The following is a 25,506-nucleotide window of genomic DNA, read 5'->3' as shown; positions in this document are numbered from 1 at the left end:
ATGCCTTTAGACGGGTTACTGGTGGAGCTGGCGGGAATTGAACCCGCGTCCGCAAGCCTTCATCGGGCAGATCTACATGTTTAGCGGTCTGATTTGAATCTCGCTGCCTGTGTCGCGCAGTCGCACGCTACACAGGCCGCCAGCACCCTATTTTCTCGCCCCAATCCAAGGTACCCGGATCAGGACCAGCCCATGTAATTATCCTTGCAGCCGGGAGGCACTGATTGCTCAGAACCCCCTTGCCCAGCCCATCGGCCAACTGTTGCAAGGCTCACTGGCAATTAAGCAGCGAGTGCGAAACGTTCGTCGTTTGCAGTTAGTTTTTTAAATCGAGATTTACGAGCGTGACTCAAGCTCGACATGCACCACACCGATTCCGAACCCACGTCGAAACCAGGACAGCCCCAGAGCCTCTATTTTAGGTGCTCCCCAGCAATTGCAAGAGCTCGAAGGGAGATTTAATTGCGGCATGGGCGCCCCACTCCATCGGATTGGTTTTTGCACCCAGGTAGCCATAGGTTGCGGCCACGGTCCCCATTCCTGCGGCCAAACCTGCCACGATGTCACGCTCGTCATCGCCAACATAGATGCACTGCCCGGGCTCCACTTTCAGGCGCGCTGCCGCCTCGAGCAAAGGAGCAGGATGCGGCTTCGCATGGGGAGTGGTGTCCCCGCTGACGACCGCCCGCGCAGTGACGAACAGGGGAATGGAGCGGGTCAGCGGGTCCGTGAAGCGGGCTGCCTTGTTGGTAACCACGCCCCATGCCATGTTGCGTTGCAGTATCTGGGATACGAGTTCTGGAACGCCGTCAAAGATGCTGGTGCGCTCCGTCATGCGCGACTCATAGTTCACAAAGAACTCCTCGCGCATGGTCATGAAATCCGGATGGTCGGGAGCCATACCGAAGGCTTCGCCCAGCATGCCGCGCGCGCCGGCACCCGCCATGGGGCGGTAACGCTCCAGCGGCAGCGACGGCAATCCGCGGTCAGTGCGCATCTTGTCGGCAGCGGCGCCCAAGTCCGGGGCACTGTCGATCAGCGTTCCGTCCAAATCAAACAACACCGCACGAATATTGTGAAACATGGGTGCGCCCTCAGGCAGTGCGCCGCGTGGCCACAAGATAGTTCACGCTGGTGTCCGCACTCAGCCAATAGCGCCGCGTGAGGGGGTTGTATTCCAGGCCCCGGGTATTTTGTACATGCAGGCCCGCGCTTCGGCAACTTGCGGCCAGTTCGCTGGGCCGAATCATCTTGGCGTACTCATGCGTTCCCCGCGGCAGCATGTTCAGCACATATTCAGCCCCTACGATGGCCAGCATGAAAGCCTTGGCATTGCGGTGGATGGTGGAGAAAAACACCCAGCCTCCCGGTTTCACGAGCTCTGAGCATGCCCTCACCACCGATCCTGGATCAGGTACGTGCTCGAGCATTTCCATGCATGTGACGACATCGAAGCTGGCAGGTTGCTCCTTGGCCAAGGCTTCCACGCTGATTTCCCGGTACTGGATATTGGTGGTCTGAGCTTCCAGCGCATGCAATTGCGCCACGCGCAGGGCCTTGGAGGCCAGATCGATGCCCGTCACCTCCGCGCCCTTGCGGGCCATGGAATCGGCCAGGATGCCGCCGCCACAGCCGACATCCAGAACGCGCTTGCCCGACAGGTCGCACTGCCCCTGGATCCAGTCAAGCCGCAAAGGATTGATCTGGTGCAAGGGACGGAATTCACTTTCAGGGTCCCACCAGCGATGGGCCAATTCGGAAAACTTGGCCAGTTCGGCCGGATCTGCATTGACGGTTTCACTCATGCCAGAGATTGTCCATGAAGGAAGGAAAATGGAGGATAAAACCCCCAGACGCAAAAAAGCCCCGTTGCCGGGGCTTTTTTGTGAAGCAATCCGAAGATTACTTGGAAGCGCGGGTACCGACCACTTCGATTTCCACGCGACGGTTCTTCGCACGGCCTTCGGCGGTCTTGTTGTCGGCGACGGGTTGCTTTTCGCCCTTGCCTTCGGTGTAGACGCGGTTCTTTTCGATGCCCTTGGACACCAGATAAGCCTTCACGGCTTCGGAACGGCGAACCGACAGCTTCTGGTTGTATGCATCAGAGCCCACGGAGTCGGTGTGACCCACGGCAATGATCACTTCCAGGTTGATGTCCTTGACCTTGGAAACCAGATCATCCAGCTTGGCCTTGCCTTCTGGCTTCAGCACCGACTTGTCGAAGTCGAAGAATGCGTCAGCGGCATAGGTCACCTTGGTAGCGACAGCAGGTGCTGGAGCTGGTGCGGGTGCTGGAGCGGCAGCGGGTGCTGGGGCGGCGGCTGGAGCAGCAGCGGCAGCTGGAGCGGGGGCGACGATCGCGCCATCGCAGCCAGGAGCAGCAGTGGCAGGCGTCCAGTTGGCATTGCGCCAGCAGTATTCGTTGGTGCCGTTCTTCCAGACCAGTTGGCCAGAAGCATCTCTCCAGTTGTCAACGGTTTGTGCGCCAGCGGCGGTTGCGAGCGCTGCAGAGGCAAACAACATCGCCACTTTGTTCAGTTTCTTCATGGTTCTCCTCTTGGGGAAAAAGCCGCAGCCGCGCTGCGAATCAGGACGCTTGGGGTGACCACCACCCGAAGCGTTCAAACGATTGTGCCATACGTAACAGGGCAAAAGCGGTGGAGGCTACCCAGGGCCCGTAGGACAAAACCGGAATTGCTTCGATATGTTGCGTGGTCGCTACACGGTCTTACCTCTAAAATGGTTCTCCTTCGCCGCCACCGCCGTCCCCAATGACCCAGTTTGCCAAAGAAACCCTGCCGATCAGCCTCGAAGAAGAGATGCGGCGCAGTTACCTCGATTACGCGATGAGCGTGATCGTGGGCCGGGCCCTGCCCGATGCGCGCGATGGGCTGAAGCCTGTACACCGCCGCGTACTTTTTGCGATGCACGAGCTCAACAACGACTGGAACCGGCCTTATAAAAAGTCGGCCCGTATCGTGGGAGACGTGATCGGCAAATACCACCCGCATGGTGATTCCGCCGTTTACGACACCATCGTGCGGATGGCGCAGGATTTTTCGCTGCGCCACATGCTGGTGGATGGCCAGGGCAATTTCGGGTCCGTGGACGGCGATAACGCTGCGGCAATGCGGTATACCGAAATCCGGCTGGCCAAGATCGCCCATGAAATGCTGGGCGACATCGACAAGGAAACCGTCGATTTCGGGCCCAATTACGACGGCAGCGAAAAGGAGCCGCTGGTATTGCCCAGCAAACTCCCCAATCTGCTGGTCAATGGCTCGGCCGGTATTGCCGTGGGCATGGCCACGAATATTCCGCCCCACAACCTCAACGAGGTGGTGGATGCCTGCCTGCACATGCTGCGCAACCCGGACGTGTCCATCGACGAGTTGATGGAGATCATTCCGGCGCCCGACTTCCCCACCGCCGGCATCATTTACGGCATCAATGGCGTGAAGGACGGCTACCGCACAGGGCGCGGGCGCGTGATCATGCGCGCCAAATGCCACTTCGAAGACATCGATCGCGGGCAGCGCCAGGCGATCATCGTGGACGAGCTGCCCTACCAGGTCAACAAGAAGACGCTACAGGAGCGCATGGCCGAGCTGGTGCACGAGAAGAAGATCGAGGGCATCAGCCACATCCAGGACGAATCCGACAAGTCGGGCATGCGCCTGGTGATCGAGCTCAAGCGCGGCGAAGTGCCCGAGGTGGTGCTCAACAACCTGTACAAGCAGACGCAGCTGCAGGACACCTTCGGCATGAACATGGTGGCGCTGATCGACGGCCAGCCCCGCCTGTGCAACCTGCGCGACCTGATCAGCGTCTTTCTGCAGCACCGCCGCGAGGTGGTCACCCGCCGCACGGTGTTCGAGCTGCGCAAGGCGCGCGACCGCGGCCACGTGCTCGAAGGCCTGGCCGTGGCCCTGGCCAACATCGACGACTTCATCGCCATCATCCGCAACGCGCCCACGCCGCCCGTGGCCAAGGCCGAGCTGATGGCCCGCCCCTGGGACAGCAAGCTGGTGCGCGAGATGCTCACCCGCACGCGCGCCGATGGCGGCGTGATCAACGCCGACGACTACCGCCCGGACGGCCTGGAGAAGGAATTCGGCATGGGCCAGGACGGCCTGTACCGCCTGTCGGAAACGCAGGCCCAGGAAATCCTGCAGATGCGCCTGCAGCGCCTGACCGGCCTGGAGCAGGACAAGATCGTGGCCGAGTACAAGGAAGTCATGGCGGTTATCGAAGACCTGCTGGACATCCTGGCCAAGCCCGAGCGCGTATCGGCCATCATCGGCGACGAACTCACCTCCATCAAGCAGGAATTCGGCCAGCACAAGCTGGGCGCACGCCGCAGCATCGTCGAATACAGCGCGCAGGACCTCTCCACCGAGGACCTGATCACCCCCACCGACATGGTGGTCACGCTCAGCCACACCGGCTACATCAAGAGCCAGCCCCTGTCCGAATACCGCGCCCAGAAGCGTGGCGGGCGCGGCAAGCAGGCCACGGCGACCAAGGAAGACGACTGGATCGACCAGCTCTTCATCGCCAACACGCACGACTACATCCTGTGCTTCTCCAACCGCGGCCGCCTGTACTGGCTCAAGGTCTGGGAAGTGCCGGCAGGCTCGCGCGGCTCGCGCGGCCGCCCCATCGTCAACATGTTCCCCCTGCAGGACGGAGAGAAGATCAACGTCGTGCTGCCGCTCACGGGCGACATGCGCACCTTCCCGGCGGACCGCTATGTCTTCATGGGCACCAGCATGGGCACCGTCAAGAAAACGGCGCTGGATGAATTCAGCAACCCGCGCAAGGGCGGCATCATCGCCGTGAACCTGGACGACGGCGACTACCTGATCGGCGCCGCCCTTACCGACGGCCAGCACGACGTGATGCTGTTCAGCGACGGCGGCAAGGCCGTGCGCTTCGACGAGAACGACGTGCGCCCGCTGGGCCGCCAGGCCCGCGGCGTGCGCGGCATGATGCTGGAAGACGGCCAGAGCGTGATCGCCATGCTGGTGGCCGAAGACGAAACGCAAAGCGTGCTCACCGCCACCGAAAACGGCTACGGCAAGCGCACCAGCATCGTCGAATACACGCGCCACGGCCGCGGCACCAAGGGCATGATCGCCATCCAGCAGAGCGAGCGCAACGGCAAGGTCGTCGCCGCGACGCTGGTGCATGCCGACGACGAGATCATGCTGATCACCGACAAGGGCGTTCTGGTGCGCACCCGCGTCTCCGAGATCCGGGAACTGGGCCGCGCCACGCAGGGCGTGACGCTGATCGCTCTGGACGAAGGGTCCAAGCTCAGCGGCCTGCAGCGCATTGTCGAAAACGATGCCAACGTCGCAGATGCCGAGGCCGACGGCGAAGGCCATCCGGACAGCGCAGCCCCCACGGCCCCCGACACCCCGGAAACACCCGACGCCTGACCTCCCGGTGGATGCGGGGCCTGCGGGCCCCCTCCAGGAATGCTATTGAAAGTGAAGCTGCCAGCGCTTACGCCATAAGCGCCAGCAGCCTTTTTGACCAAGAAACATGATGCGCCCCTACAACTTCTCGGCCGGCCCGGCCGCCATACCCACCGAAGTCCTGGAGCAGGCCGCCGCCGAAATGCTGGACTGGCACGGCAGCGGCATGGGCGTGATGGAGATGAGCCATCGCGGCAAGGAGTTCCTGTCCATTTACGAACAGGCGGAAGCCGACCTGCGCGGGCTGCTGGCCGTGCCGGCGAACTTCAAGATCCTGTTCATGCAGGGCGGCGGCCTCGCCGAGAACGCCATCGTCCCGCTCAATCTCTCGCGCGCTGGCGTGGTCGATTTCGTGGTGACTGGCAGCTGGAGCCAGAAGTCGCAAAAGGAGGCGCGCAAGTACGCCAGTGAAGTCAACCTCGTCGCCAATGCCGAAGACACCGGGTTCACCACCCTGCCTGACCCTTCGACCTGGACGGTCAGCCGGGGGGCCAGCTACCTGCACCTCTGCAGCAACGAAACCATCAATGGCATCGAATTCCACCAGTTGCCCGACCTCAAGGCACTGGGCAGCGATGCCCCGCTGGTCATCGATTTCTCGTCGCACGTTGCCTCGCGCCCGGTGGACTGGTCGCGCGTCGGCCTGGCATTCGGCGGCGCGCAGAAGAACCTGGGGCCCGCCGGCCTCACGCTGGTCGTGGTGCGCGAAGACCTGCTCGGCCACGCCCTGCCCGCCTGCCCGAGCGCCTTCGACTACAAGACCGTGGCCGACAACCAGTCGATGTACAACACGCCACCGACCTGGGGCATCTACATCGCAGGCCTGACCTTCCAGTGGCTCAAGCGCCAGACCGAAGGCAGCCTGACCGGCGTGGCCGCCATGGAGCAGCGCAACATCGCCAAGGCCGACCTGCTCTACAGCGCCATCGACAGCTCGCAGTTGTATGTGAACAAGGTCGCCGCCAACTGCCGCTCGCGCATGAACATCCCGTTCTTCCTGCGCGACGAAAGCCGCAACGACGCCTTCCTGGCCGGGGCCAAGGAACGCGGCCTGCTGCAACTCAAGGGCCACAAGTCCGTGGGCGGCATGCGCGCCAGCGTCTACAACGCCATGCCATTGGCCGGCGTGCAGGCGCTGGTGGACTACATGCGAGAATTTGAACAAAAACACGCCTGAGAAGGCGCAAAACGAACCCGGCATGCCCGTACGCCCCACGAAAGCGCCCTCGGACACACCGGATTCCTTTGCACCTTCTGAACGCCGGTGGCACACCGGTTGACGAGCAGCCCCGCACAGACATCCCCATTCATGAACACTCCGCAAGCCTCACCCGACCTCGCCAGCCTGCGCGTGCAGATCGACTCCATCGACCAGCAACTGCTCACGCTGCTGAACCAGCGGGCGCTGGTGGCCGAGCAGGTGGGGGAAGTCAAGAAACGCGAAGGCACACCCTTCTTCCGCCCCGACCGCGTGGCCCAGGTCATCGAGAAGATCCAGACCGCCAACCCCGGCCCGCTCAAGGGCCCGCACGTGGCCGCCATCTGGCGCGAGATCATGTCGGCCTGCCTGGCGCTCGAATCGCCCCAGCGCGTGGCCGTGCTGGGCCCCGAGGGCACGTTCTGCGAACAGGCGGCCATCGAATTCTTCGGCGGCGCGGCCGACCTGATGTACTGCGCCAACTTCGACGAGGTGTTCCACGCCACCGCGGCTGGCAGCGCCCAGTACGGCGTGGTGGGCGTGGAGAACTCCACCGAAGGCGTGGTCACGCGGTCGCTCGACCTGTTCCTGCACACCCCCACCCATGTGGTGGGCGAAGTGAGCCTGCTGGTGCGCCACAACCTGCTGCGCACCACGAACTCGCTCGATGGCATCGAGGTGGTGCTGGCGCATCCGCAGGCGCTGGCCCAATGCCAGGCCTGGCTGACCAAGCACCTGCCCCATGCCGAGCGCCGCCCCGTCTCGAGCAATGCCGAGGGCGCCCGACTGGCCACCACCAACCCGGCCTGGGCCGGCCTGTCGAGCGAACGCGCGGCCCAGCAGTTCGGGCTGCACATCGTGGCCCACGCCATCCAGGACGACGCCTACAACCGCACGCGCTTTGCCATCATCTGCCTGCCGCACACCCTGCAGACGCCACCGCCCTCGGGCAAGGACTGCACCAGCCTGGTGGTCTCGGTGCCCAACCAGCCCGGCGCGGTGCACGACCTGCTGGTGCCGCTCAAGACCCATGGCGTGTCCATGACGCGCTTCGAGTCCCGCCCTGCCCGCACCGGCCAGTGGGAGTATTACTTCTACATCGACCTCGACGGCCATCCCGCCCAGCCCCATGTGGCACGGGCCCTGGAAGAACTGCGCAGCCTGTGCGCGTTCTACAAGGTCCTGGGCACTTACCCCGTGTCGTCCTGAGGAGCCACCGCCATGTTCGAACAATTGGGACTGATCGGCTGCGGACTCATGGGCGGCTCGTTCGCCCTGGCCATGAAGAAGGCCGGCCTCGTCAAGCGCGTGGTGGGCTACAGCAAGTCGCCCTCCACCACCGACCGCGCACGCCAGCTGGGCGTGATCGATGTGGAGGCGCCCTCGGCGCTGCTCGCGGTGGCCGGCGCCGACATCGTGCTGCTGGCCGTGCCCGTGGCCGCCACCGAGGCCACGCTCAAGGCCATCAAACACCTCGTCACGCCCCAGATGCTGATCATGGACGTGGGCTCGACCAAGGCCGATGTGGTCCAGGCCGCACGCCGCGCCCTGCGCGACCAGGTGGGCTCGTTCGTGCCGGCGCACCCGATCACGGGGCGCGAAGTGTCGGGCGTGGAACACGCCGAGGCCGACCTCTACAGTGGCCGCCAGGTCATCCTCACGCCCATCGAGCGCACGCTCACCGTACAGCTGCAAAGGGCCGACGACATCTGGACCGCGCTGGGTTGCCGCGTGACCAGCATGTCGCCCGAGTCGCATGACGCGGCCTTTGCCGCGGTCAGCCACCTGCCCCACGTGCTGGCCTTTGCGATGATGAACAGCATCACGGGCCAGTCGACCGGCGACGAATTCCTGTCGCTGGCGGGCCCGGGGTTCCGGGACTTCACCCGCATCGCGGCCAGCGATCCGAAGGTCTGGCGCGACATCCTGCTGTCCAACCGGGAAGAGCTGATCGCCCAGTCCAAGCTCTTCCAGCAGGCGCTGCGCACCATTGAGCAGGCCATGGAAAAAGGCGACGCCCAGGCGCTGGAAGACATGCTGACGCTGGCCAGCGAGACCCGCGCGCACTGGCGCATGGGCGCGAAGAGAAAATAACCCCCTGAGTCGCCTGCGGCGCCTTCCCCCAAGGGGGACGCCACCCGTGGCCTGGCAACGCCAGTTCCACGGTGGCACTGGCCTAGGACACGCCGGTGCACAGGCCATTGGCCTAACCGACAAGATACACCGATGTACAGCACCGCATTCCTCGACCTGCCTCCCCTGCAAACCGCGGCGGGCGAAGTCCACCTGCCCGGTTCCAAGAGCATCTCCAACCGGGTGCTGCTGCTGGCGGCTCTCAGCAACGGCACCACCACCGTGCACGACCTGCTGGCATCCGACGACACCCGCGTGATGCTCGACGCGCTGCGCCAGATCGGCTGCACCGTCGACGAAAACGGCAGCACCGTGCACATCACGGGCCTGGGCGGGCGGGCGCCCCAATCGCCCGCCAAGCTCTTCATGGGCAATGCCGGCACCGCCATGCGGCCCCTGACGGCTGCGCTGGCACTGCTGGGTGGCGAATTCGAGCTGTCCGGCGTCCCGCGCATGCACGAACGCCCCATCGGCGACCTGGTGGACGCGCTGCGCCAACTGGGCTGCCAGATCGACTACCTGGGCAATGACGGCTACCCGCCGCTGCGCATCGCCCATGCGAACGGCGTGCCTGCCCTGGCGCTGGCGGCGCCCATCCGCGTGCGCGGCGATGTGTCGAGCCAGTTCCTCACCGCCCTGCTCATGGCGCTGCCGCTGGCCGCCGGCGCGCAGGCCATCGTGATCGAGGTCGTGGGCGAATTGATCTCCAGGCCCTACATCGCCATCACGCTGCAGCTGCTGGCGCGGTTCGACATCGTGGTCGAACACCAGGACTGGCAGCGTTTCACCATCCCCGCCGGCAGCCGCTACCAGTCGCCGGGCAGCATCCACGTAGAGGCCGACGCCTCTTCCGCTAGCTATTTCATAGCACTTGGCGCAATCGCAGCAAGCGCCAATGGCCTAAAAGGCATCAAGATCCAGGGCGTGGGGCTGGATTCCATCCAGGGCGACATCCGCTTCGTGGAAGCCGCGCGCGCCATGGGCGCGGTGGTCACGGGCGGCCCCAACTGGCTGGCGATCCAGCGCGGCGCGTGGCCGCTCACGGCCATCGACCTGGACTGCAACCACATCCCCGACGCCGCCATGACGCTGGCCGTGATGGCGCTGTATGCCGAAGGCACCACCACCCTGCGCAACATCGCCAGCTGGCGCGTGAAGGAAACCGACCGCATCGCGGCGATGGCCACCGAGCTGCGCAAGCTCGGCGCCACGGTGGAAGAAGGTGCGGACTTCATCCGCGTCACGCCGCCGGCGCAGGTGCAGGCGTGGAAGGCCGCCAGCATCCACACCTATGACGATCACCGCGTGGCCATGTGCTTTTCACTGGCCGCCTTCAACCCGGCAAGCCTGCCCGTGCGCATCGAAGACCCCAAGTGCGTGGCCAAGACCTTCCCGGACTATTTCGAAGCCCTGTTCTCGGTCACGCAGGCAGCCACGGACCACATCCCGGTGATCTGCATCGACGGTCCCACCGCCTCGGGCAAGGGCACGGTGGCCGCTGCCGTCGCGCAGCGCCTGGGCTACCGCTTCCTGGACTCGGGGGCGATGTACCGCATCACGGCCCTGGCCGCCCTGCGTGCCGGCCTGGCCATCCAGCCGGAGGACGAGCCCCGCATTGCCGCCATGGCCCAGACGCTGCCCGTGCGCTTCGAGGGCGGCCGGGTGTGGCTGGGCAGCGACGACGTGACCGAAGCCATCCGCACCGAAGAGGCCGGCATGAACGCCTCCCGCGTCTCCGCCCTGCCCGCCGTGCGCGCGGCCCTGGTGGACCTGCAGCACAGCTTCCGGCGCCTGCCGGGCCTGGTGGCGGACGGCCGCGACATGGGCACTGTGATCTTCCCGGACGCCCCGCTCAAGGTGTATCTGACGGCCAGCGCCGCCTGCCGCGCCGAGCGCCGTTATAAACAGTTGATTTCAAAGGGTTTTTCAGCTAATATCGAAGACCTTCGCGCGGATCTGGAGGCACGCGACGCCCGGGACAGTTCCCGCAGCGTCGCACCCCTCAAGCCCGCGCAGGACGCTCTGGTCCTGGACAACTCCAACTTGACGATTGATGAAGCCGTCGAGCAGGTGTTGGCCTGGTGGCAGGAGCGTCAGCCCTTCGCAGCCTCTGCGCAGGGCTGACGGCGCGGGGCCCTGGCTAAAATCCGGGTCCCTCAGGCAAAGCCGAAAGGCCTTGCAACAGGCCCACGCAGCCCCTCTCGCGCGCCAGCGCACAGGCTGTGTGGATCGTTAACCTAACCCGCGGTTCTACCGCAAAAAACCACCGCAAGCAGCTATAAAAACAGTAGCAATGGTGCTACTGGAATCCTGTTTGTGGCAAGGAAACACATGTCCGAATCTTTTGCCGCCCTTTTTGAAGAATCCCTGCAGCGTACGGAAATGCGCCCAGGCGAAGTGATCACCGCTGAAGTCGTGCGCGTCGAGCACAACTTCGTCGTGGTCAACGCCGGCCTCAAGTCCGAAGCCTACGTGCCGCTGGAAGAGTTCAAGAACGACAAGGGCGAAGTCGAAGTCCAAGTGGGTGACTTCGTGTCGGTGGCCATTGGCTCCATCGAAAACGGCTACGGCGACACCATCCTGTCGCGCGACACCGCCAAGCGTCTGGCTTCCTGGATGAGCCTGGAAAAGGCCCTGGAATCCGGCGAATTCGTCACCGGCACCACGTCCGGCAAGGTCAAGGGCGGCCTGACTGTCCTGGTCAACGGCATCCGCGCGTTCCTGCCCGGTTCGCTGATCGATACGCGTCCGATCAAGGATCTGACGCCGTACGAAAACAAGACCATGGAATTCAAGGTCATCAAGCTCGACCGCAAGCGCAACAACGTGGTGCTGAGCCGCCGCGCCGTGGTGGAAGCTTCCATGGGCGAAGAGCGCGCCAAGCTGATGGAAACCCTGAAGGAAGGCTCCATCGTTCAAGGCGTGGTCAAGAACATCACCGAATACGGTGCGTTCGTGGACCTGGGCGGCATCGACGGCCTGCTGCACATCACCGACATGGCATGGCGCCGCGTGCGTCACCCATCGGAAGTGGTGACGGCTGGCCAGGAAATCACGGCCAAGATCCTGAAGTTCGACACCGAGAAGAACCGTGTCTCGCTGGGTCTGAAGCAAATGGGCGACGACCCATGGATGGGCGTGAACCGCCGCTACCCACAAGGCACGCGCCTGTTCGGCAAGATCACGAACATCGCCGACTACGGCGCATTCGTGGAACTCGAACCCGGCATCGAAGGCCTGGTGCACGTCTCCGAAATGGACTGGACCAACAAGAACATCGCTCCCGCCAAGCTGGTTTCGCTGGGCGACGAAGTCGAAGTCATGGTCCTGGAAATCGACGAAGACAAGCGCCGCATCAGCCTGGGCATGAAGCAGTGCAAGGCCAACCCATGGCAGGAATTCGCACAGGACACCAAGCGCGGCGACCGCGTCAAGGGTCCGATCAAGTCGATCACCGACTTCGGCGTGTTCGTGGGCCTGGCTGCCGGCATCGACGGCCTGGTGCACCTGTCCGACCTCTCGTGGAACGAACCCGGCGAAGCCGCTGTTCGCAACTACAAGAAGGGCCAGGAAGTGGAAGCCATCGTGCTGGCCGTGGACGTGGACCGCGAGCGCATCTCGCTGGGCATCAAGCAGCTCGACGGCGACCCATTCACGACCTTCGTGACCGTGAACGACAAGGGCCAGACGGTGACCGGCAAGGTCAAGACCGTGGACGCCCGTGGCGCTGAAATCGACCTCGGCGAAGACATCGTGGGCTACCTGCGCGCTTCGGAAATCTCCCGCGATCGCGTGGAAGATGCCCGCAACGTGCTCAAGGAAGGCGACGAAGTCACCGCTGTGGTGGTCAACGTGGATCGCAAGACCCGCAACATCCAGCTGTCGATCAAGCAGAAGGACATGGCCGACGAACAAGGCGCCATGGCCAACCTGAGCCAGCAATCGAGCCGCGAAAGCGCCGGCACGACCAGCCTGGGCGCCCTGCTGCGCGCCAAGCTGGACAACTCGGAAAAGTAAAGCGCTGACCCGTTAAACGGTCAGACAGCGGGCGCCTCGGCGCCCGCTCTTTTTTCAGCCAAGACTGCCTATGTCCCAAGATTCCATGACCCGCTCAGACCTCGTCGAAGAACTGGCCGCCCGTTTCGGCCAGCTGACACACCGCGATGCCGAATACGCCGTCAAGACCATTCTGGACGCCGTGGGCGAGGCCCTGGTGCGTGGGCACCGCATCGAGATCCGGGGCTTTGGCAGCTTCTCGGTGAACCACCGCCCTCCCCGCATGGGCCGCAATCCGCGCAGCGGCGAGGCCGTGGCCATCCCCGAAAAGCGCGTACCCCATTTCAAGCCCGGCAAGGCCCTGCGCGAAGCCGTGGACAAGCGCACCGCCGAAATGGAAGAAAACTCCGGCACGGCAAGCAACGCATCCATTCAAAAATGATAGCTATCAGCGCTTGATGAGCAAGCGCTAAAGACCTTTTTGATCTGGATACCAGCCCTCCGGGAGCCCCGCCGCCCCGCATGCGCAAGCTCTTAGAATCGCCCCACCACTGGGGAGACCGATGAAATACCTCCTGTGGCTGCTCAAGGCAGCCATTTTTTTTACGCTGTTTGCCTTCGCGCTGAACAACCAGCAGGACGCCACCGTGCACTTCTTCTTTGGCACCCAATGGCGCGCCCCCCTGGTGCTGGTGGTGCTGACCGCCTTCTCGGCAGGCCTGGCCGTCGGGGTGCTGGGCATGGTGCCGCGCTGGTGGAGGCACCGCGCCGCCGCGCGCCGCGCCCATGCCGCCGTGGCGTCCCCCGCGCCGGCATCGGCACCCGCCGCCGCGGCCAGCACGGCCCCCCCTGCCCCGCCACCACCGCCCGACCTGCCCTCCGCCCATGGAATTTGACCTGACCTGGATTCTGCTGGGCCTGCCCGTGGCCTTCGTGCTGGGCTGGCTGGCATCGCGCTTCGACCTGCGCCAGCTGCGCGCCGAGAACCGCCGCGCGCCCAAGGCCTACTTCAAGGGCCTGAACTTCCTGCTCAACGAGCAGCAGGACCAGGCCATCGACGCCTTCATCGAGGCGGTGCAGAACGACCCCGACACCTCGGAGCTGCACTTTGCGCTGGGCAACCTGTTCCGCCGCCGGGGCGAATACGACCGTGCCGTGCGCGTGCACGAGCACCTGCTCTCGCGCGGCGACCTCTCCCGCACCGACCGCGAGCGTGCCCAGCACGCGCTGGCGCTCGACTTCCTCAAGGCCGGCCTGCTCGACCGCGCGGAAGAAGCCCTGCACCGCCTGGAGGGGACGCCCTTCGAGGCCCAGGCCCGCCTGGCGCTGCTGGCCATCTATGAACGTTCGCGCGACTGGCCCCATGCCGCCACCATCGCCCGCAAGATGCACGACGCCGATCAGGGAGACTTCAGCACCCGCCAGGCCCACTACCTGTGCGAGCAGGCCCTGGCGCTGAGCACCCAGGGGGACCTGCCCGGTGCCCAGGCCCTGCTGGAGCAGGCCGTGGCCGCCGCCCCGGAGGCCGCCCGCGCGCGAATCGAGCTGGCGCGCCTGCAGCGCCTCATGGGCCAGCCCGCCGCCGTGCTGGCCACCCTGAAAACACTGGGCGAGCGCAACCCCGCCGCCTTGCCCCTGGCCGCCGCGCTGCTCGTCGAGGCCGCCACCGCCACGGGGCGCACACCGGAAGCGCAGGCGCTGCTGCAGGCGCACTACGCGCAGGCACCGTCCCTGGACGTGCTCGAAAGCATCGTGGCCATGGAAGCCGCCGACGACGCCACGCGCGGCACGGCACGGCAGCGCTATGTGCAGCACCTGGACAAGGAACGCTCGCTCGTGGCCGCCGCCAAATGGCTGGCCGCCGAGAAGCTGGAGCACGAGGAGTTCCACCCCCAGATCCAGCGTGCGCTGGAGCATGCCGTCAAGCCGCTCACCCGCTACCGCTGCGCGGCCTGCGGGTTCGAGGCACGCCAGCATTTCTGGCAGTGCCCCGGCTGCCAGACCTGGGACAGCTATCCGGCGCGCCGCGTCGAGGAACTCTGAAAGCCGCCGGGCCAGGCCGCGCCACCCCCACCAGGAGACCATTCGCCATGCTGAAGAAACTGCTTGCCCTCTTCGCCGCGCTGTGTGCCGCCGCGGCATTCGCCGCCGTGGACGTGAACACCGCCACCGAGGCTGAACTCGACGGCATCAAGGGCATCGGTCCCGGCCTGTCGGGCCGGATCCTGGAAGAGCGCAGGAACGCGCCTTTCAAGGACTGGGGCGACTTCATCGGCCGTGTCGGCGGCGTGGGACCCAAGAGCGCGGTGAATTTCTCCAGGGAAGGCCTGACGGTCGGCGGCAAGAAATACAGCGCCGCAGCGGCCGCCAGGGCCGAAGCGAAAAACCACCACGGCAGCAGGAAACAAGCCGTGGACCGCAAGCCCCACGGGGGCACGGGGACCGATGCGGCGCCGCCTGCCGCCACGGCGCCAGGGCCCGCTGCCGCCGCCAGCGCTAGCAAAAGCTAAGCACGCTCTTCAGGCTTCAGGCCCGCCTCGGCGGGCTTGTCTTTTTGTACCCACCGGCTGCACAACGGCAAGGCCCGGGCAGGGGCTTTGGAGCGAACCCCTAAAATTGTTCGCGCATGCCCCTGATCACCCTCATTCTCCTTCCCTTCATCGGCAGCCTTCTGGCGGCCGTGCTGCCCGCCAATGCGCGCAACACCGAGTCCACGCTGGCGGGGCTGATCGCCGTGTTCTGCACCGTGCAGGTCGCGCTGTGTTTTCCCGAGATCGCCGACGGCGGCATATTGCGGCAGGAGATCGAGTGGCTGCCCGCGCTGGGCCTGAACCTGGTCATCCGCATGGACGGTTTCGCGTGGATGTTCTGCATGCTGGTGCTGGGCGTGGGCAGCCTGGTGGTGCTGTATGCGCGCTACTACATGTCGGCGGCCGACCCGGTGCCGCGCTTTTTTGCGTTCTTCCTGGCGTTCATGGGTGCGATGGCGGGCGTGGTGCTGTCGGGCAACATCATCCAGATCGCGTTCTTCTGGGAGCTGACCAGCCTGTTCTCCTTCCTGCTGATCGGCTACTGGCACCACCGCAAGGATGCGCGGCGTGGGGCACGCATGGCGCTCACGGTCACGGGCACGGGCGGCCTGTGCATGCTGGCCGGCATGCTGGTGCTGGGCCACATCGTGGGCAGCTACGACCTCGACCACGTGCTGGCCGCCGGCGCGCTGATCAAGGCGCACCCGCTGTACCTGACCGCGCTGGTGCTGATCCTGCTGGGCGCGCTGACCAAGAGCGCGCAGTTCCCGTTCCACTTCTGGCTGCCCCACGCCATGGCCGCGCCCACGCCTGTGTCGGCGTACCTGCACTCGGCCACCATGGTCAAGGCGGGCGTGTTCTTGCTGGCGCGGATGTGGCCCGCGCTCGCGGGCACCGAGGCATGGTTCTGGCTGGTGGGGGGGGCGGGCCTTTGCACGCTGCTGGTGGGTGGCTACGCGGCCATGTTCCAGAACGACCTCAAGGGCCTGCTGGCCTATTCGACCATCTCGCACCTCGGGCTCATCACCCTGCTGCTCGGCCTGAACAGCCCGCTGGCCGCCGTGGCCGCCGTGTTCCACATCATGAACCACGCCACCTTCAAGGCTTCGCTGTTCATGGCCGTGGGCATCGTGGACCATGAAAGTGGCACGCGCGACATCCGCCGCCTGTCGGGCCTGCGCACGATGATGCCCATCACCGCCACGCTGGCCATGGTGGCCAGCGCGGCGATGGCCGGCGTGCCGCTGCTCAACGGCTTCCTGTCCAAGGAGATGTTCTTTGCCGAAACGGTGTACGTGAACACCACGCCGATGCTGGAATGGCTGCTGCCCGTGGCCGCCACCGTGGCGGGCATGTTCAGCGTGGCGTATTCGCTGCGCTTCACGGTGGATGTGTTCTGGGGCCCGCCCGCCACCGACCTGCCGCGCCCACCCCACGAGCCGCCGCACTGGATGCGGGTGCCGGTGGAACTGCTCGTGCTGGCCTGCCTGGTGGTGGGCACGCTGCCTGCCTGGTCCGTGGGCGCCTACCTGGCCGCGGCCGCGCGGCCGGTGGTGGGGGGCGAGCTGCCCACCTACAGCCTGGCGGTCTGGCACGGGTTCAACACACCGTTCGTGATGAGCCTGGTGGCCCTGGGCGGGGGCATCGCGCTGTATGCCCTGCTGCGCTGGCAGCGCGAAAAAGGCGTGCTGGATGCGCCGCCGGTCATGCACCACATCAGCGGCCAGCGGCTGTTCGAAGGCACCCTGGCGGCCGTCACCCAGTGGGGCCGCCATGGCCGCCGGATGCTGGGCACCGGGCGGCTGCAGTGGCAGATGCTGTGGCTGGTGAGTGCCGCGCTGGTGGCCTGCGTGCTGCCCCTGTGGGCTCGTGGCCTGCCCATTGGCGACCGGGCGCAGCTGCCGCTGTCTCCGGCCTTCGCGCTGCTGTGGCTGCTGGGCGGGCTGTGCGCCATGGCGGCGGCCTGGCAGGCCAAGTACCACCGGCTGGCGGCACTCACGCTGCTGGGTGGCGCGGGGCTGTGCGTGTGCCTGACCTTCCTCTGGTTTTCAGCCCCCGACCTGGCGCTCACGCAGATCGTGGTGGAGGTCGTGACGACCATCCTCATCCTGCTGGGCCTGCGCTGGCTGCCGCGCCGCGACGAAGCCCTGCGCAAGCCCACGCTGGCCGAAGAGCGCCGCACCCAGCTGCGCCGCTACCGCGACATGGCGCTGGCGCTGACCACGGGTGCGGGCATGGCCCTGCTGTCGTTCGCGATGATGAGCCGGCCCTTCCCCGACAGCACCTCCACCTTCTTCCTGGAGCGCGCGCTCAGCGAAGGCGGGGGCACCAATGTCGTCAACGTGATGCTGGTGGACTTCCGGGGCTTCGACACCTTTGGCGAGATCGTGGTGCTGGGCATCGTGGCCCTGACGGTGTATGCGCTGCTGCGGCGCTTTCGGCCCGCGCGCGAGGTGATGGACCTGCCGCCCCAGCAGCGCGCGCTGCCCGCCGATGTGGACACCGACCTGTCCAACCCGCGCCAGACCGCCGACACCGCCGTGGGCTACCTCATGGTGCCCGCCGTGCTGGTGCGGCTGATGCTGCCGTTCGCGACCCTCGTGTCCATGTACCTGTTCATGCGCGGGCACAACGAGCCCGGCGGCGGTTTCGTGGCGGGGCTGGTGTTCTCGGTGGCGCTGCTGCTGCAGTACATCGTCTCGGGCACCTCGTGGGTCGAAGCCCACCTGCCCCTGTACCCGCGCCGCTGGATCGGCGTGGGCCTGCTGGCCGCGCTGGCCACCGGCCTGGGGGCCTGGGCCTGGGGCTACCCCTTCCTGACCAGCCACACGGCCCACCTGCACCTGCCCTGGGTGGGCGAGGTGCACGTGGCCAGCGCGCTGTTCTTCGACATCGGCGTGTTCACGCTGGTGGTGGGCTCGACCATGCTCATCCTCACCGGCATCGCCCACCAGTCGGTGCGCAGCCACCGCTACAACAACGCACGCACGGCCGATGAGGTTCAGGCCGCCGCGGCGACACAGGGAGAAGGCCCATGGAACTGATTCTGGCCCTGGCCATCGGCGTGCTCACCGGCTCGGGCGTGTGGCTGCTGCTGCGCCCCCGCACCTTCCAGATCATCATGGGCCTGTCGCTGCTGTCGTACGCCGTCAACCTCTTCATCTTCAGCATGGGCCGCCTGGGCCTGGCCATCGACAAGGAGCCCGTGCTGCAGCCCGGCCTGCCCCAGGACCTGGCCCACTACGCCGACCCCATGCCCCAGGCGCTCACGCTCACGGCCATCGTGATCGGCTTCGCCATGACCGCCCTCTTCCTCGTGGTGCTGCTGGCATCGCGCGGCATGGCGGGCACCGACCATGTGGACGGCACCAAGGGCAAAGACGTGCAGGAAATGCCATGATGAAGAACACCCCCCTGAGCGGCTTCGCCGCTTCCCCCCGCTCTCGCAGCGCTGTGCGCTGCGGGCAGGGGGACGCAGCCCTCGCGGCGGGGCGGCCCTGGCTCGGCTGCCCTGGCCTGAGGCGCGCCCTTTTCATGCGCAGCGCCATGGAGTCCTGACATGACATCCGTGCACCTCCTACTGGAGCGGCTGATGCCACACCTGATCCTCGCGCCCATCGCGCTGCCCCTGCTCACGGCCGGGCTCATGCTGCTGCTGCGCGAGGAGCGCCAGCGCACCAAGGTCACGCTCAACATCGCCTCGACCTTCCTGGGCCTGGTGGTGGCCGTGCTGCTGCTCGTGCAGGCCAAGGACCCCGCCCTTCACAACAGCCTGGCGGTGTACCTGCCGGGCAACTGGCCGGCGCCGTTCGGCATCGTGCTCGGCATCGACCGGCTCTCCGCCATGATGCTGGTGCTCGCCAGCACCGTGGCGCTGGCCACCGTGCTGTTCTCGGCGGCGCGCTGGCACCGCGCGGGGGTGCACTTCCACCCGCTGTTCCAGTTCCAGCTCATGGGGCTGGCGGGCGCGTTCCTCACGGCCGACCTGTTCAACCTGTTCGTGTTCTTCGAGATCATGCTGGCCGCGTCCTACGGCCTGCTGCTGCACGGCTCGGGCCGCCCGCGCGTGTCGGCGGGGCTGCACTACATCGCCATCAACCTGGCGGCCTCGTCGCTGTTCCTGATCGGCGTGTCCATGCTCTACGGCATCACCGGCACCCTGAACATGGCCGACCTGGCGCAAAACATCGCCGCCGTCGCGCCAGCGGACCGCGGCCTGCTGCACGCCGCTGCGGCGGTCCTCGCGGTGGCCTTTCTCATCAAGGCGGCGGTATGGCCCCTCAACTTCTGGCTGGTACCCGCCTACAGCGCGGCCACGGCCCCCGTGGGGGCGCTGTTCGCGCTGATGACCAAGGTGGGCGTGTACAGCCTGCTGCGGCTGTGGACACTGCTGTTTGGCGCCGAGGCCGGCGAATCGGCCCAGTTCGGCGGCCAGTGGCTCATCGGCGGCGGCATGCTCACGATGGCCTTCGGCGCCATCGGCATGCTGGGCTCGCAGCGCCTGGGGCACCTGGCGGGCTTCAGCGCCATCCTTTCGTCGGGCACGCTGCTGGCGGCGGTCGGCTTCGGGCAGAACCTGCTCACGGCCGGGCTGCTGTACTACCTGCTCAGCTCCACGCTGGCCGTGAGCGCGCTGTTCCTGCTGGCCGACCTGATCGACCGCTGGCGCAACGACGGCTCCAACCTCGCCCCCTACGAGCAGACCGACGACGCCCCGTTCCTGTCCGCCGACCTGGTGCCCACCGAAGGCATGAACCTCGACGACCAGGAGGAGGCACTCATCGGCCAGGTCATCCCTGCGGCGGCGGCGTTCCTGGGGCTGGCGTTCATGGCCTGCACGCTGATCATCGCGGGCCTGCCGCCCCTGCCGGGATTCGTGGGCAAGTTCGCCATGGTCCACGCGCTCTTCAATCCGCTGGGCCTGGGGGCATCCCACGGATTCCAACTGGGCGCCGCGGGCTGGATGCTGGTGGCGCTGCTGGTGGGGTCGGGCCTGCTCGCGCTGCTGGCGCTCACGCGCGCGGGCATCCGCCATTTCTGGGCGGCGCACGACCGCACATCCCCCAAGCTGCTGGTGCTGGAAGGCCTGCCCATCGCCCTGCTGCTGCTGGCCAGCGCGGCCCTGGTATGGCAGGCGGGGGCCGTGATGCGCTACACCCAGGCCACGGCCGACGCGCTGCATGCCCCGTCCACCTATGTGCGCGCCGTGATGACCGCCGCGCCGGTGCCCAACCCGCCCCACGCGGATGCGCCCGCACCCCAAGGAACCACGCCCCCATGAAGCCCCGCAACACCCCCGTACAGCGGCCCTTCAAGCGCCTGGTGCCCGCCCCCGTGCTCTCGCTGGCGCTGCTGGCGCTGTGGCTGCTGCTCAACCGCAGCCTGAGCGCGGGCCACATCGTGCTGGGCACGGTGCTCGCGCTGGCCATCCCGCTGCTCACGGCCGGGCTGCGCCCGTTGCCCGTGCGCATCCGCAAACCCGGTGCCGTGCTGCGCCTGGCATTCACGGTGGTGGCGGACACCACCCGCTCCAACCTGGCCGTGGCGCGCCTGCTGCTCGCGCCGGGCCGCCGGCGGCACCCCTCGGGCTTCGTGCACATTCCGCTGGACGTGCGCGACCCCAATGCCCTGGCCGTGCTGGCCACGATCGTCTGCATCACCCCCGGCACCGCCTGGGCCGAACTCTCGCTGGACCGCAGCATGCTGCTGCTGCACGTGCTGGAGCTGGACGACGCCGAAGCGATGGCCGCCAGCGTCAAGCAGCGCTACGAACGCCCCTTGATGGAGATCTTTGAATGACACCGATCCTGGATTGGGCCCTGCCCATCGCCCTGTTCATGCTGGCCCTGGCCATGGGCTGCGCGCTGATCCGCCTGCTCAAGGGCCCTTCCGCGCAGGACCGCGTGCTGGCGCTCGACTGCATGTACCTCAGCGGCATGCTGGTGATGCTGGTGCTGGGCCTGCTGTACGGCAGCAAGAACTATTTCGAGGCCGCCCTGCTGCTGGCGCTGTTCAGTTTTGTCGGCTCCATGGCCATGGCCAAGTTTTTGCTGCGTGGCGAGGTGATCGAATGACCGAAGCCGCCACCATCGCCGTTCTTCCGCTGTGGCTCGAAATCATCGTGGCCGTGCTGGTGCTGTCGGGTGCGGGGCTGGCGCTGCTGGGCTCCACCGGCCTGCTGCGCCTGCCCACGTTCTTCGAGCGTGTGCATGCGCCCGCCATCATCGCCACGCTGGGCTGCTGGCTGATCATGCATGGCACGGTGCTGTACTTCTCGGTGGCCGACCGCAGCCTGGCGCTGCATGCGCTGTTGATCGCCGTGTTCGTGGCGATCACGGTGCCGATCATGTCGATCTTCTTGATGCGCGCGGCACTGTTCCGCGCGCGGCAGATGGGGCTGAATGTGCCGCCGAGCCTGAGCCAACCCAGGGCAGCACAGGAAACCGAAGACTCCTGAATTAATAGCTGCCAGCGCTTGATGGACAAGCGCCAGCGGCCATTTTCATCACTATTTTTGGCCTGAAGATCCGAATCCGCCGCCGCCCGGCGTGTGGATTTCAAACACGTCGCCCGGTTGCATCTCGGCCTGGCCGATGTGGTCCAGCAGCTCCACCCGGCCATCGCTGCGCACCACCTTGTTGATGCCCACGGCACCCGGCTGGCCGCCCGCCATGCCAAATGCGCCATGGTGGCGGCCGTTCGACAGGATGCTGGCCGTCATGGGCTCCAGGAAACGCACGCGGCGGATGCCACCGTCACCGCCCTTCCACTGCCCGGCGCCGCCCGAGCCCTTGCGGATCTCGTAGCCCTCCAGCCGCACGGGGAAGCGGAACTCCAGCACCTCGGGGTCCGTCAGGCGCGAGTTGGTCATGTGGCACTGCACGACGCTGGTGCCTGCAAAACCACCCGCCAGTTGCCCGTTGGCATCCCACACGCCCCCCGCGCCGCTGCCGCCCGAGATCGTCTCGTAATACTGGTAGCGCGTGCTGCCAAAGGTGAAGTTGTTCATGGTGCACTGCCCCGCCGCCATCAGGCCCAGCGCGCCATACAGTGCGTTGGTGATGCAGGTGGAAGTCTCCACATTGCCCGCCACCACCGAGGCCGGCGGGTTGGGGTTGAGCATGCTGCCGGGCGGGATGATGACATTGAGCGGCTTCAGGCACCCCGCGTTGAGCGGAATGTCGTCATCCACCAGCGTGCGGAACACATACAACACCGCCGCCATGCACACCGCCGTGGGTGCATTGAAGTTGTTCGTCTGCTGCGCGCTGGTGCCGGTGAAGTCGATGGTGGCGCTGCGGTTCTTCGCGTCCACCTTCACGGCCACGCTGATCTGCGCGCCGTTGTCCAGGGGCAGCGTGAACGCACCATCCTTCAGGCGCGTGATGACACGGCGCACCGATTCCTCGGCGTTGTCCTGCACGTGGCGCATGTAGGCCAACACCACATCCAGGCCGAACTCGCCGACCATGCGGCGCAGCTCCTGCTGGCCCTTTTCGTTGGCCGCGATCTGCGCGCGCAAATCGGCCATGTTCTGCTGCGGGTTGCGGCTGGGGTATTCGCCGCTTTCGAGCAGAGCGACCATCTCCGCCTCGCGCAGCACGCCGCGCTCGACCAGCTTCACGTTGTTGATCTGCACGCCCTCTTCCTCGATGCGCGTGGAGAACGGCGGCATGGAGCCGGGGGTGGTGCCGCCCACATCGGCGTGGTGGCCCCGGCTGCCCACGTAGAACGTGGGCGCGGCCTCGTCGGCAAGGTAGACCGGCGTGATGACGGTGATGTCTGGCAAGTGCGTGCCACCGTGGTACGGGTCGTTGAGCACATACACATCACCCGGCTGCATCTTGCCCGCGTTCTTGCGGATCACCGTCTTGATGCTCTCACCCATCGAGCCCAGATGCACCGGCATGTGCGGCGCGTTGGCGATCAGGTTGCCCGCCGTGTCGAACAGCGCGCAACTGAAGTCCAGCCGCTCCTTGATGTTCACCGAATACGCCGTGTTCTGCAGCTGCAGCCCCATCTGCTCGGCGATGTTCATGAACAGGTTGTTGAACACTTCGAGCAGCACCGGGTCCACCGTGGTGCCCACCGCATGCTGCACGGCACGGGCCACGCGGCGGTCGAGCAGCAGATGGTCCAGCTCGGTCAGCCGGGCCTCCCAGCCGGGTTCGACGATGGTGGTGGCGTTTTTCTCGGCAATGATGGCCGGGCCGGGGATCACGTCGCCAGGGCGCAAGTCTTCGCGCACCACGAGCGCGGCGTCATGCCACGCGGCCACGCCGTCGATGCCGCCGGTGTACATGCGCACGGTGCTGCGGCGCGGCACGTCGCGCGCGGGCTGCAGCGTGTGGCGCGGCTCCACGGGCGCGTCGCCGGGCAGCACGGCCTCCACCGACACGGCCTCCACCACCAGGCCCTTGCCCTGCATGAGGAACGCAAAGCGCTGGCGGTAGGCGTTCTCGAACGCGGCGGTGATTTCGGCCAGCGAGCCCAACGGGACGATGAGCGCGGAGTCGCTGCCCTCGTAGCGCACGTGCACGCGGCGGTGCACCACGGCTGTGCCTGCACCCGCCTGCTGGCGCTCCAGCTCGGTGCGCGCGGTGGTGGCCAGTTGTTCCAGCGTGGCCTCAATGCCTGCCAGCGCCTCGGGCGCGAGCTTGGCCTCCACCGCCTGCTCGCGGATCACGTTCTGGTCCGCCAGGCCCATGCCGTAGGCACTGAGCACGCCCGCCAGCGGGTGCACGAACACCCGCGTCATGCCCAGGGCATCGGCCACCAGGCAGGCGTGCTGGCCGCCCGCGCCGCCAAAGCATTGCAGCGTGTAGCGCGTCACGTCGTAGCCGCGCGCCACGCTGATCTTCTTGATCGCGTTGGCCATCTGCTGCACGGCGATCTGGATGAAGCCGTGGGCGACATCCTCGGCCTTGCGCCCGGCCTGCGTGGCAAGGCCATCAAATTTCTGCACCACGGCATCGCCATCCAGCGCCTCGTTGGCGCCGTGGCCAAACACCTTCGGGAAATGCGCGGGCTGGATCTTGCCCACCATCACATTGGCGTCGGTGACGGCCAGCGGGCCGCCCCGGCGGTAGCTGGCGGGGCCGGGGTTGGCGCCCGCGCTCTGGGGGCCCACGCGAAAGCGCGCGCCGTCGAACCCCAGGATGGAACCGCCACCGGCGGCCACGGTGTGAATGCTCATCATCGGGGCGCGCATGCGCACGCCGGCCACCTGGGTCTCGAACTCGCGCTCGAACTCCCCCGCGTAGTGGCTCACGTCGGTGGAGGTGCCGCCCATGTCGAAGCCGATCACCTTGGCGTGCCCCGCCAGCCCGGCGGTGCGCGCCATGCCCACGATGCCGCCCGCGGGGCCACTCAGGATCGCGTCCTTGCCCTGGAACACCTGCGCATCGGTCAGCCCGCCCGACGATTGCATGAAGAACAGCTTGACGCCCGGCATCTCGCTGGCGACCTGCTCCACATAGCGGCGCAGGATGGGCGAGAGGTAGGCGTCCACCACGGTGGTGTCGCCCCGGCTCACGAACTTCATCATGGGGCTGGTGGCGTGCGAGGCGCTCACCTGCGTGAAGCCCACCTCGCGCGCGATGCGCGCGGCGGCCTCTTCGTGCGCGGTGTAGCGGTAGCCGTGCATGAACACGACGGCTGCGCTGCGCAGGCCCGCGTCATAGGCGGCCCACAGGCGTTCCTTGAGGTGCGCCTCATCCAGCGGCTCGATCACCTCGCCGCGCGCGCCCACGCGCTCCTGGGCCTCGACCACGCGCTCGTACAGCAGCTCGGGCAGCACGATGCGCCGGTCGAACAAACGCGGACGGTTCTGGTACGCGATGCGCAGCGCATCCTTGAAGCCCTTGGTGGTGATGAGCAGCGTGGGCTCGCCCTTGCGCTCCAGCAGCGCGTTGGTGGCCACCGTGGTACCCATCTTCACGCACTCCACCAGTGCGGGCGTCACCGGCTCGCCAGGTGCAAGGCCCAGCAGGTGGCGGATGCCCGCCACGGCGGCGTCCTTGTACTGCTCGGGGTTCTCGGACAGCAGCTTGTGCGTGACCAGGCTGCCGTCGGGCCGCTTGCCCACCACGTCGGTGAAGGTGCCCCCCCGGTCGATCCAGAACTGCCAGCGGGACATGTGGGAAGGTTGGTTGGACATCTTTTG

Annotated in this window: 20 protein-coding genes and 1 other RNA gene; 16 read left to right on the top strand and 5 right to left on the bottom strand. The window is 66.4% G+C overall.

Translation table 11 applies throughout. The annotated features are described in order from the left end of the window. Nucleotides 1-19: 19 nt before the first annotated feature. From ssrA to ompA, 4 genes are all read right to left on the bottom strand, one after another. Nucleotides 20-406, bottom strand: a transfer-messenger RNA (tmRNA) gene (gene ssrA / locus AC3RCE_RS11760). Between the two features lie 12 nt (nucleotides 407-418). Continuing rightward, nucleotides 419-1,084: an HAD family hydrolase gene (locus AC3RCE_RS11755; protein WP_218338745.1), complete on the bottom strand. Its 666-nt coding sequence runs from the start codon at nucleotides 1,082-1,084 to the stop codon at nucleotides 419-421. Between the two features lie 10 nt (nucleotides 1,085-1,094). Continuing rightward, on the bottom strand, nucleotides 1,095-1,805 hold the full coding sequence (gene ubiG, locus AC3RCE_RS11750; RefSeq protein ID WP_218297477.1) for a bifunctional 2-polyprenyl-6-hydroxyphenol methylase/3-demethylubiquinol 3-O-methyltransferase UbiG: 711 nt from the start codon (nucleotides 1,803-1,805) through the stop codon (nucleotides 1,095-1,097). A 97-nt stretch (nucleotides 1,806-1,902) separates the two neighbouring features. Next, nucleotides 1,903-2,547: an outer membrane protein OmpA gene (ompA, locus tag AC3RCE_RS11745; RefSeq protein WP_218297478.1), complete on the bottom strand. Its 645-nt coding sequence runs from the start codon at nucleotides 2,545-2,547 to the stop codon at nucleotides 1,903-1,905. A 224-nt stretch (nucleotides 2,548-2,771) separates the two neighbouring features. Here ompA and gyrA point away from each other — a divergent pair, with 224 nt between their 5' ends. The 16 genes from gyrA to mnhG all read left to right on the top strand — a co-directional run bounded on the left by gyrA (nucleotide 2,772) and on the right by mnhG (nucleotide 21,798). Continuing rightward, nucleotides 2,772-5,444, top strand: a complete 2,673-nt coding sequence (gyrA, locus tag AC3RCE_RS11740; RefSeq protein ID WP_492255234.1) for a DNA gyrase subunit A — start codon at nucleotides 2,772-2,774, stop codon at nucleotides 5,442-5,444. Between the two features lie 106 nt (nucleotides 5,445-5,550). Further along, nucleotides 5,551-6,660 carry a 3-phosphoserine/phosphohydroxythreonine transaminase gene (serC, locus tag AC3RCE_RS11735; protein WP_218338748.1) on the top strand — a complete coding sequence of 370 codons (1,110 nt, stop codon included), beginning with the start codon at nucleotides 5,551-5,553 and terminating at the stop codon, nucleotides 6,658-6,660. 132 nt (nucleotides 6,661-6,792) lie between these two features. Then, the gene (pheA, locus tag AC3RCE_RS11730) at nucleotides 6,793-7,890 is read left to right on the top strand and encodes a prephenate dehydratase (RefSeq protein ID WP_218297481.1); all 1,098 of its coding nucleotides are present in this window, start codon (nucleotides 6,793-6,795) and stop codon (nucleotides 7,888-7,890) included. Nucleotides 7,891-7,902: 12 nt separating this feature from the next. Further along, nucleotides 7,903-8,775 (top strand): prephenate dehydrogenase, encoded by an 873-nt coding sequence (locus AC3RCE_RS11725; protein ID WP_492255233.1) that lies wholly within the window; start codon nucleotides 7,903-7,905, stop codon nucleotides 8,773-8,775. A 132-nt stretch (nucleotides 8,776-8,907) separates the two neighbouring features. Next, complete coding sequence (locus AC3RCE_RS11720; RefSeq protein ID WP_492255232.1) at nucleotides 8,908-10,938, top strand: bifunctional 3-phosphoshikimate 1-carboxyvinyltransferase/cytidylate kinase; 2,031 nt, start codon at nucleotides 8,908-8,910, stop codon at nucleotides 10,936-10,938. Nucleotides 10,939-11,145: 207 nt separating this feature from the next. Then, nucleotides 11,146-12,831 (top strand): 30S ribosomal protein S1, encoded by a 1,686-nt coding sequence (gene rpsA / locus AC3RCE_RS11715; RefSeq protein WP_056063647.1) that lies wholly within the window; start codon nucleotides 11,146-11,148, stop codon nucleotides 12,829-12,831. Between the two features lie 85 nt (nucleotides 12,832-12,916). Continuing rightward, nucleotides 12,917-13,252 (top strand): integration host factor subunit beta, encoded by a 336-nt coding sequence (locus AC3RCE_RS11710; protein ID WP_492255377.1) that lies wholly within the window; start codon nucleotides 12,917-12,919, stop codon nucleotides 13,250-13,252. Between the two features lie 121 nt (nucleotides 13,253-13,373). Further along, nucleotides 13,374-13,706, top strand: coding sequence for a LapA family protein (locus AC3RCE_RS11705; RefSeq protein WP_218297485.1), 333 nt, complete (start codon nucleotides 13,374-13,376; stop codon nucleotides 13,704-13,706). Beyond that, the gene (gene lapB, locus AC3RCE_RS11700; RefSeq protein WP_218297486.1) at nucleotides 13,696-14,853 is read left to right on the top strand and encodes a lipopolysaccharide assembly protein LapB; all 1,158 of its coding nucleotides are present in this window, start codon (nucleotides 13,696-13,698) and stop codon (nucleotides 14,851-14,853) included. Before AC3RCE_RS11705 ends, lapB begins: the two co-directional genes overlap by 11 nt. Nucleotides 14,854-14,900: 47 nt before the next feature. Continuing rightward, nucleotides 14,901-15,320 carry a ComEA family DNA-binding protein gene (locus tag AC3RCE_RS11695; protein WP_492255231.1) on the top strand — a complete coding sequence of 140 codons (420 nt, stop codon included), beginning with the start codon at nucleotides 14,901-14,903 and terminating at the stop codon, nucleotides 15,318-15,320. 116 nt (nucleotides 15,321-15,436) lie between these two features. Beyond that, on the top strand, nucleotides 15,437-18,385 hold the full coding sequence (locus AC3RCE_RS11690; protein ID WP_492255230.1) for a monovalent cation/H+ antiporter subunit A: 2,949 nt from the start codon (nucleotides 15,437-15,439) through the stop codon (nucleotides 18,383-18,385). Beyond that, nucleotides 18,376-18,741, top strand: coding sequence for a Na+/H+ antiporter subunit C (locus AC3RCE_RS11685; protein ID WP_142146595.1), 366 nt, complete (start codon nucleotides 18,376-18,378; stop codon nucleotides 18,739-18,741). The genes AC3RCE_RS11690 and AC3RCE_RS11685 overlap by 10 nt, the downstream gene beginning before the upstream one ends. Before the next feature lie 159 nt (nucleotides 18,742-18,900). After that, nucleotides 18,901-20,622 (top strand): monovalent cation/H+ antiporter subunit D, encoded by a 1,722-nt coding sequence (locus tag AC3RCE_RS11680; RefSeq protein ID WP_255590832.1) that lies wholly within the window; start codon nucleotides 18,901-18,903, stop codon nucleotides 20,620-20,622. Further along, complete coding sequence (locus AC3RCE_RS11675; RefSeq protein ID WP_218297489.1) at nucleotides 20,619-21,140, top strand: Na+/H+ antiporter subunit E; 522 nt, start codon at nucleotides 20,619-20,621, stop codon at nucleotides 21,138-21,140. Before AC3RCE_RS11680 ends, AC3RCE_RS11675 begins: the two co-directional genes overlap by 4 nt. Then, the gene (locus AC3RCE_RS11670; RefSeq protein ID WP_055402533.1) at nucleotides 21,137-21,415 is read left to right on the top strand and encodes a K+/H+ antiporter subunit F; all 279 of its coding nucleotides are present in this window, start codon (nucleotides 21,137-21,139) and stop codon (nucleotides 21,413-21,415) included. The genes AC3RCE_RS11675 and AC3RCE_RS11670 overlap by 4 nt, the downstream gene beginning before the upstream one ends. Next, the gene (mnhG, locus tag AC3RCE_RS11665) at nucleotides 21,412-21,798 is read left to right on the top strand and encodes a monovalent cation/H(+) antiporter subunit G (protein WP_218338753.1); all 387 of its coding nucleotides are present in this window, start codon (nucleotides 21,412-21,414) and stop codon (nucleotides 21,796-21,798) included. The genes AC3RCE_RS11670 and mnhG overlap by 4 nt, the downstream gene beginning before the upstream one ends. 51 nt (nucleotides 21,799-21,849) lie before the next feature. Here the strand turns inward: mnhG and AC3RCE_RS11660 are convergent, their stop codons facing one another. After that, nucleotides 21,850-25,500 carry a hydantoinase B/oxoprolinase family protein gene (locus AC3RCE_RS11660; RefSeq protein ID WP_492255229.1) on the bottom strand — a complete coding sequence of 1,217 codons (3,651 nt, stop codon included), beginning with the start codon at nucleotides 25,498-25,500 and terminating at the stop codon, nucleotides 21,850-21,852. Nucleotides 25,501-25,506: the final 6 nt, after the last annotated feature.

The sequence above is a fragment of the Acidovorax sp. GW823-FHT05D11 genome (assembly GCF_058795695.1).
Note: the sequence above shows the minus strand (reverse complement) of the source record. Positions and strands in the feature narration are given on the sequence as shown.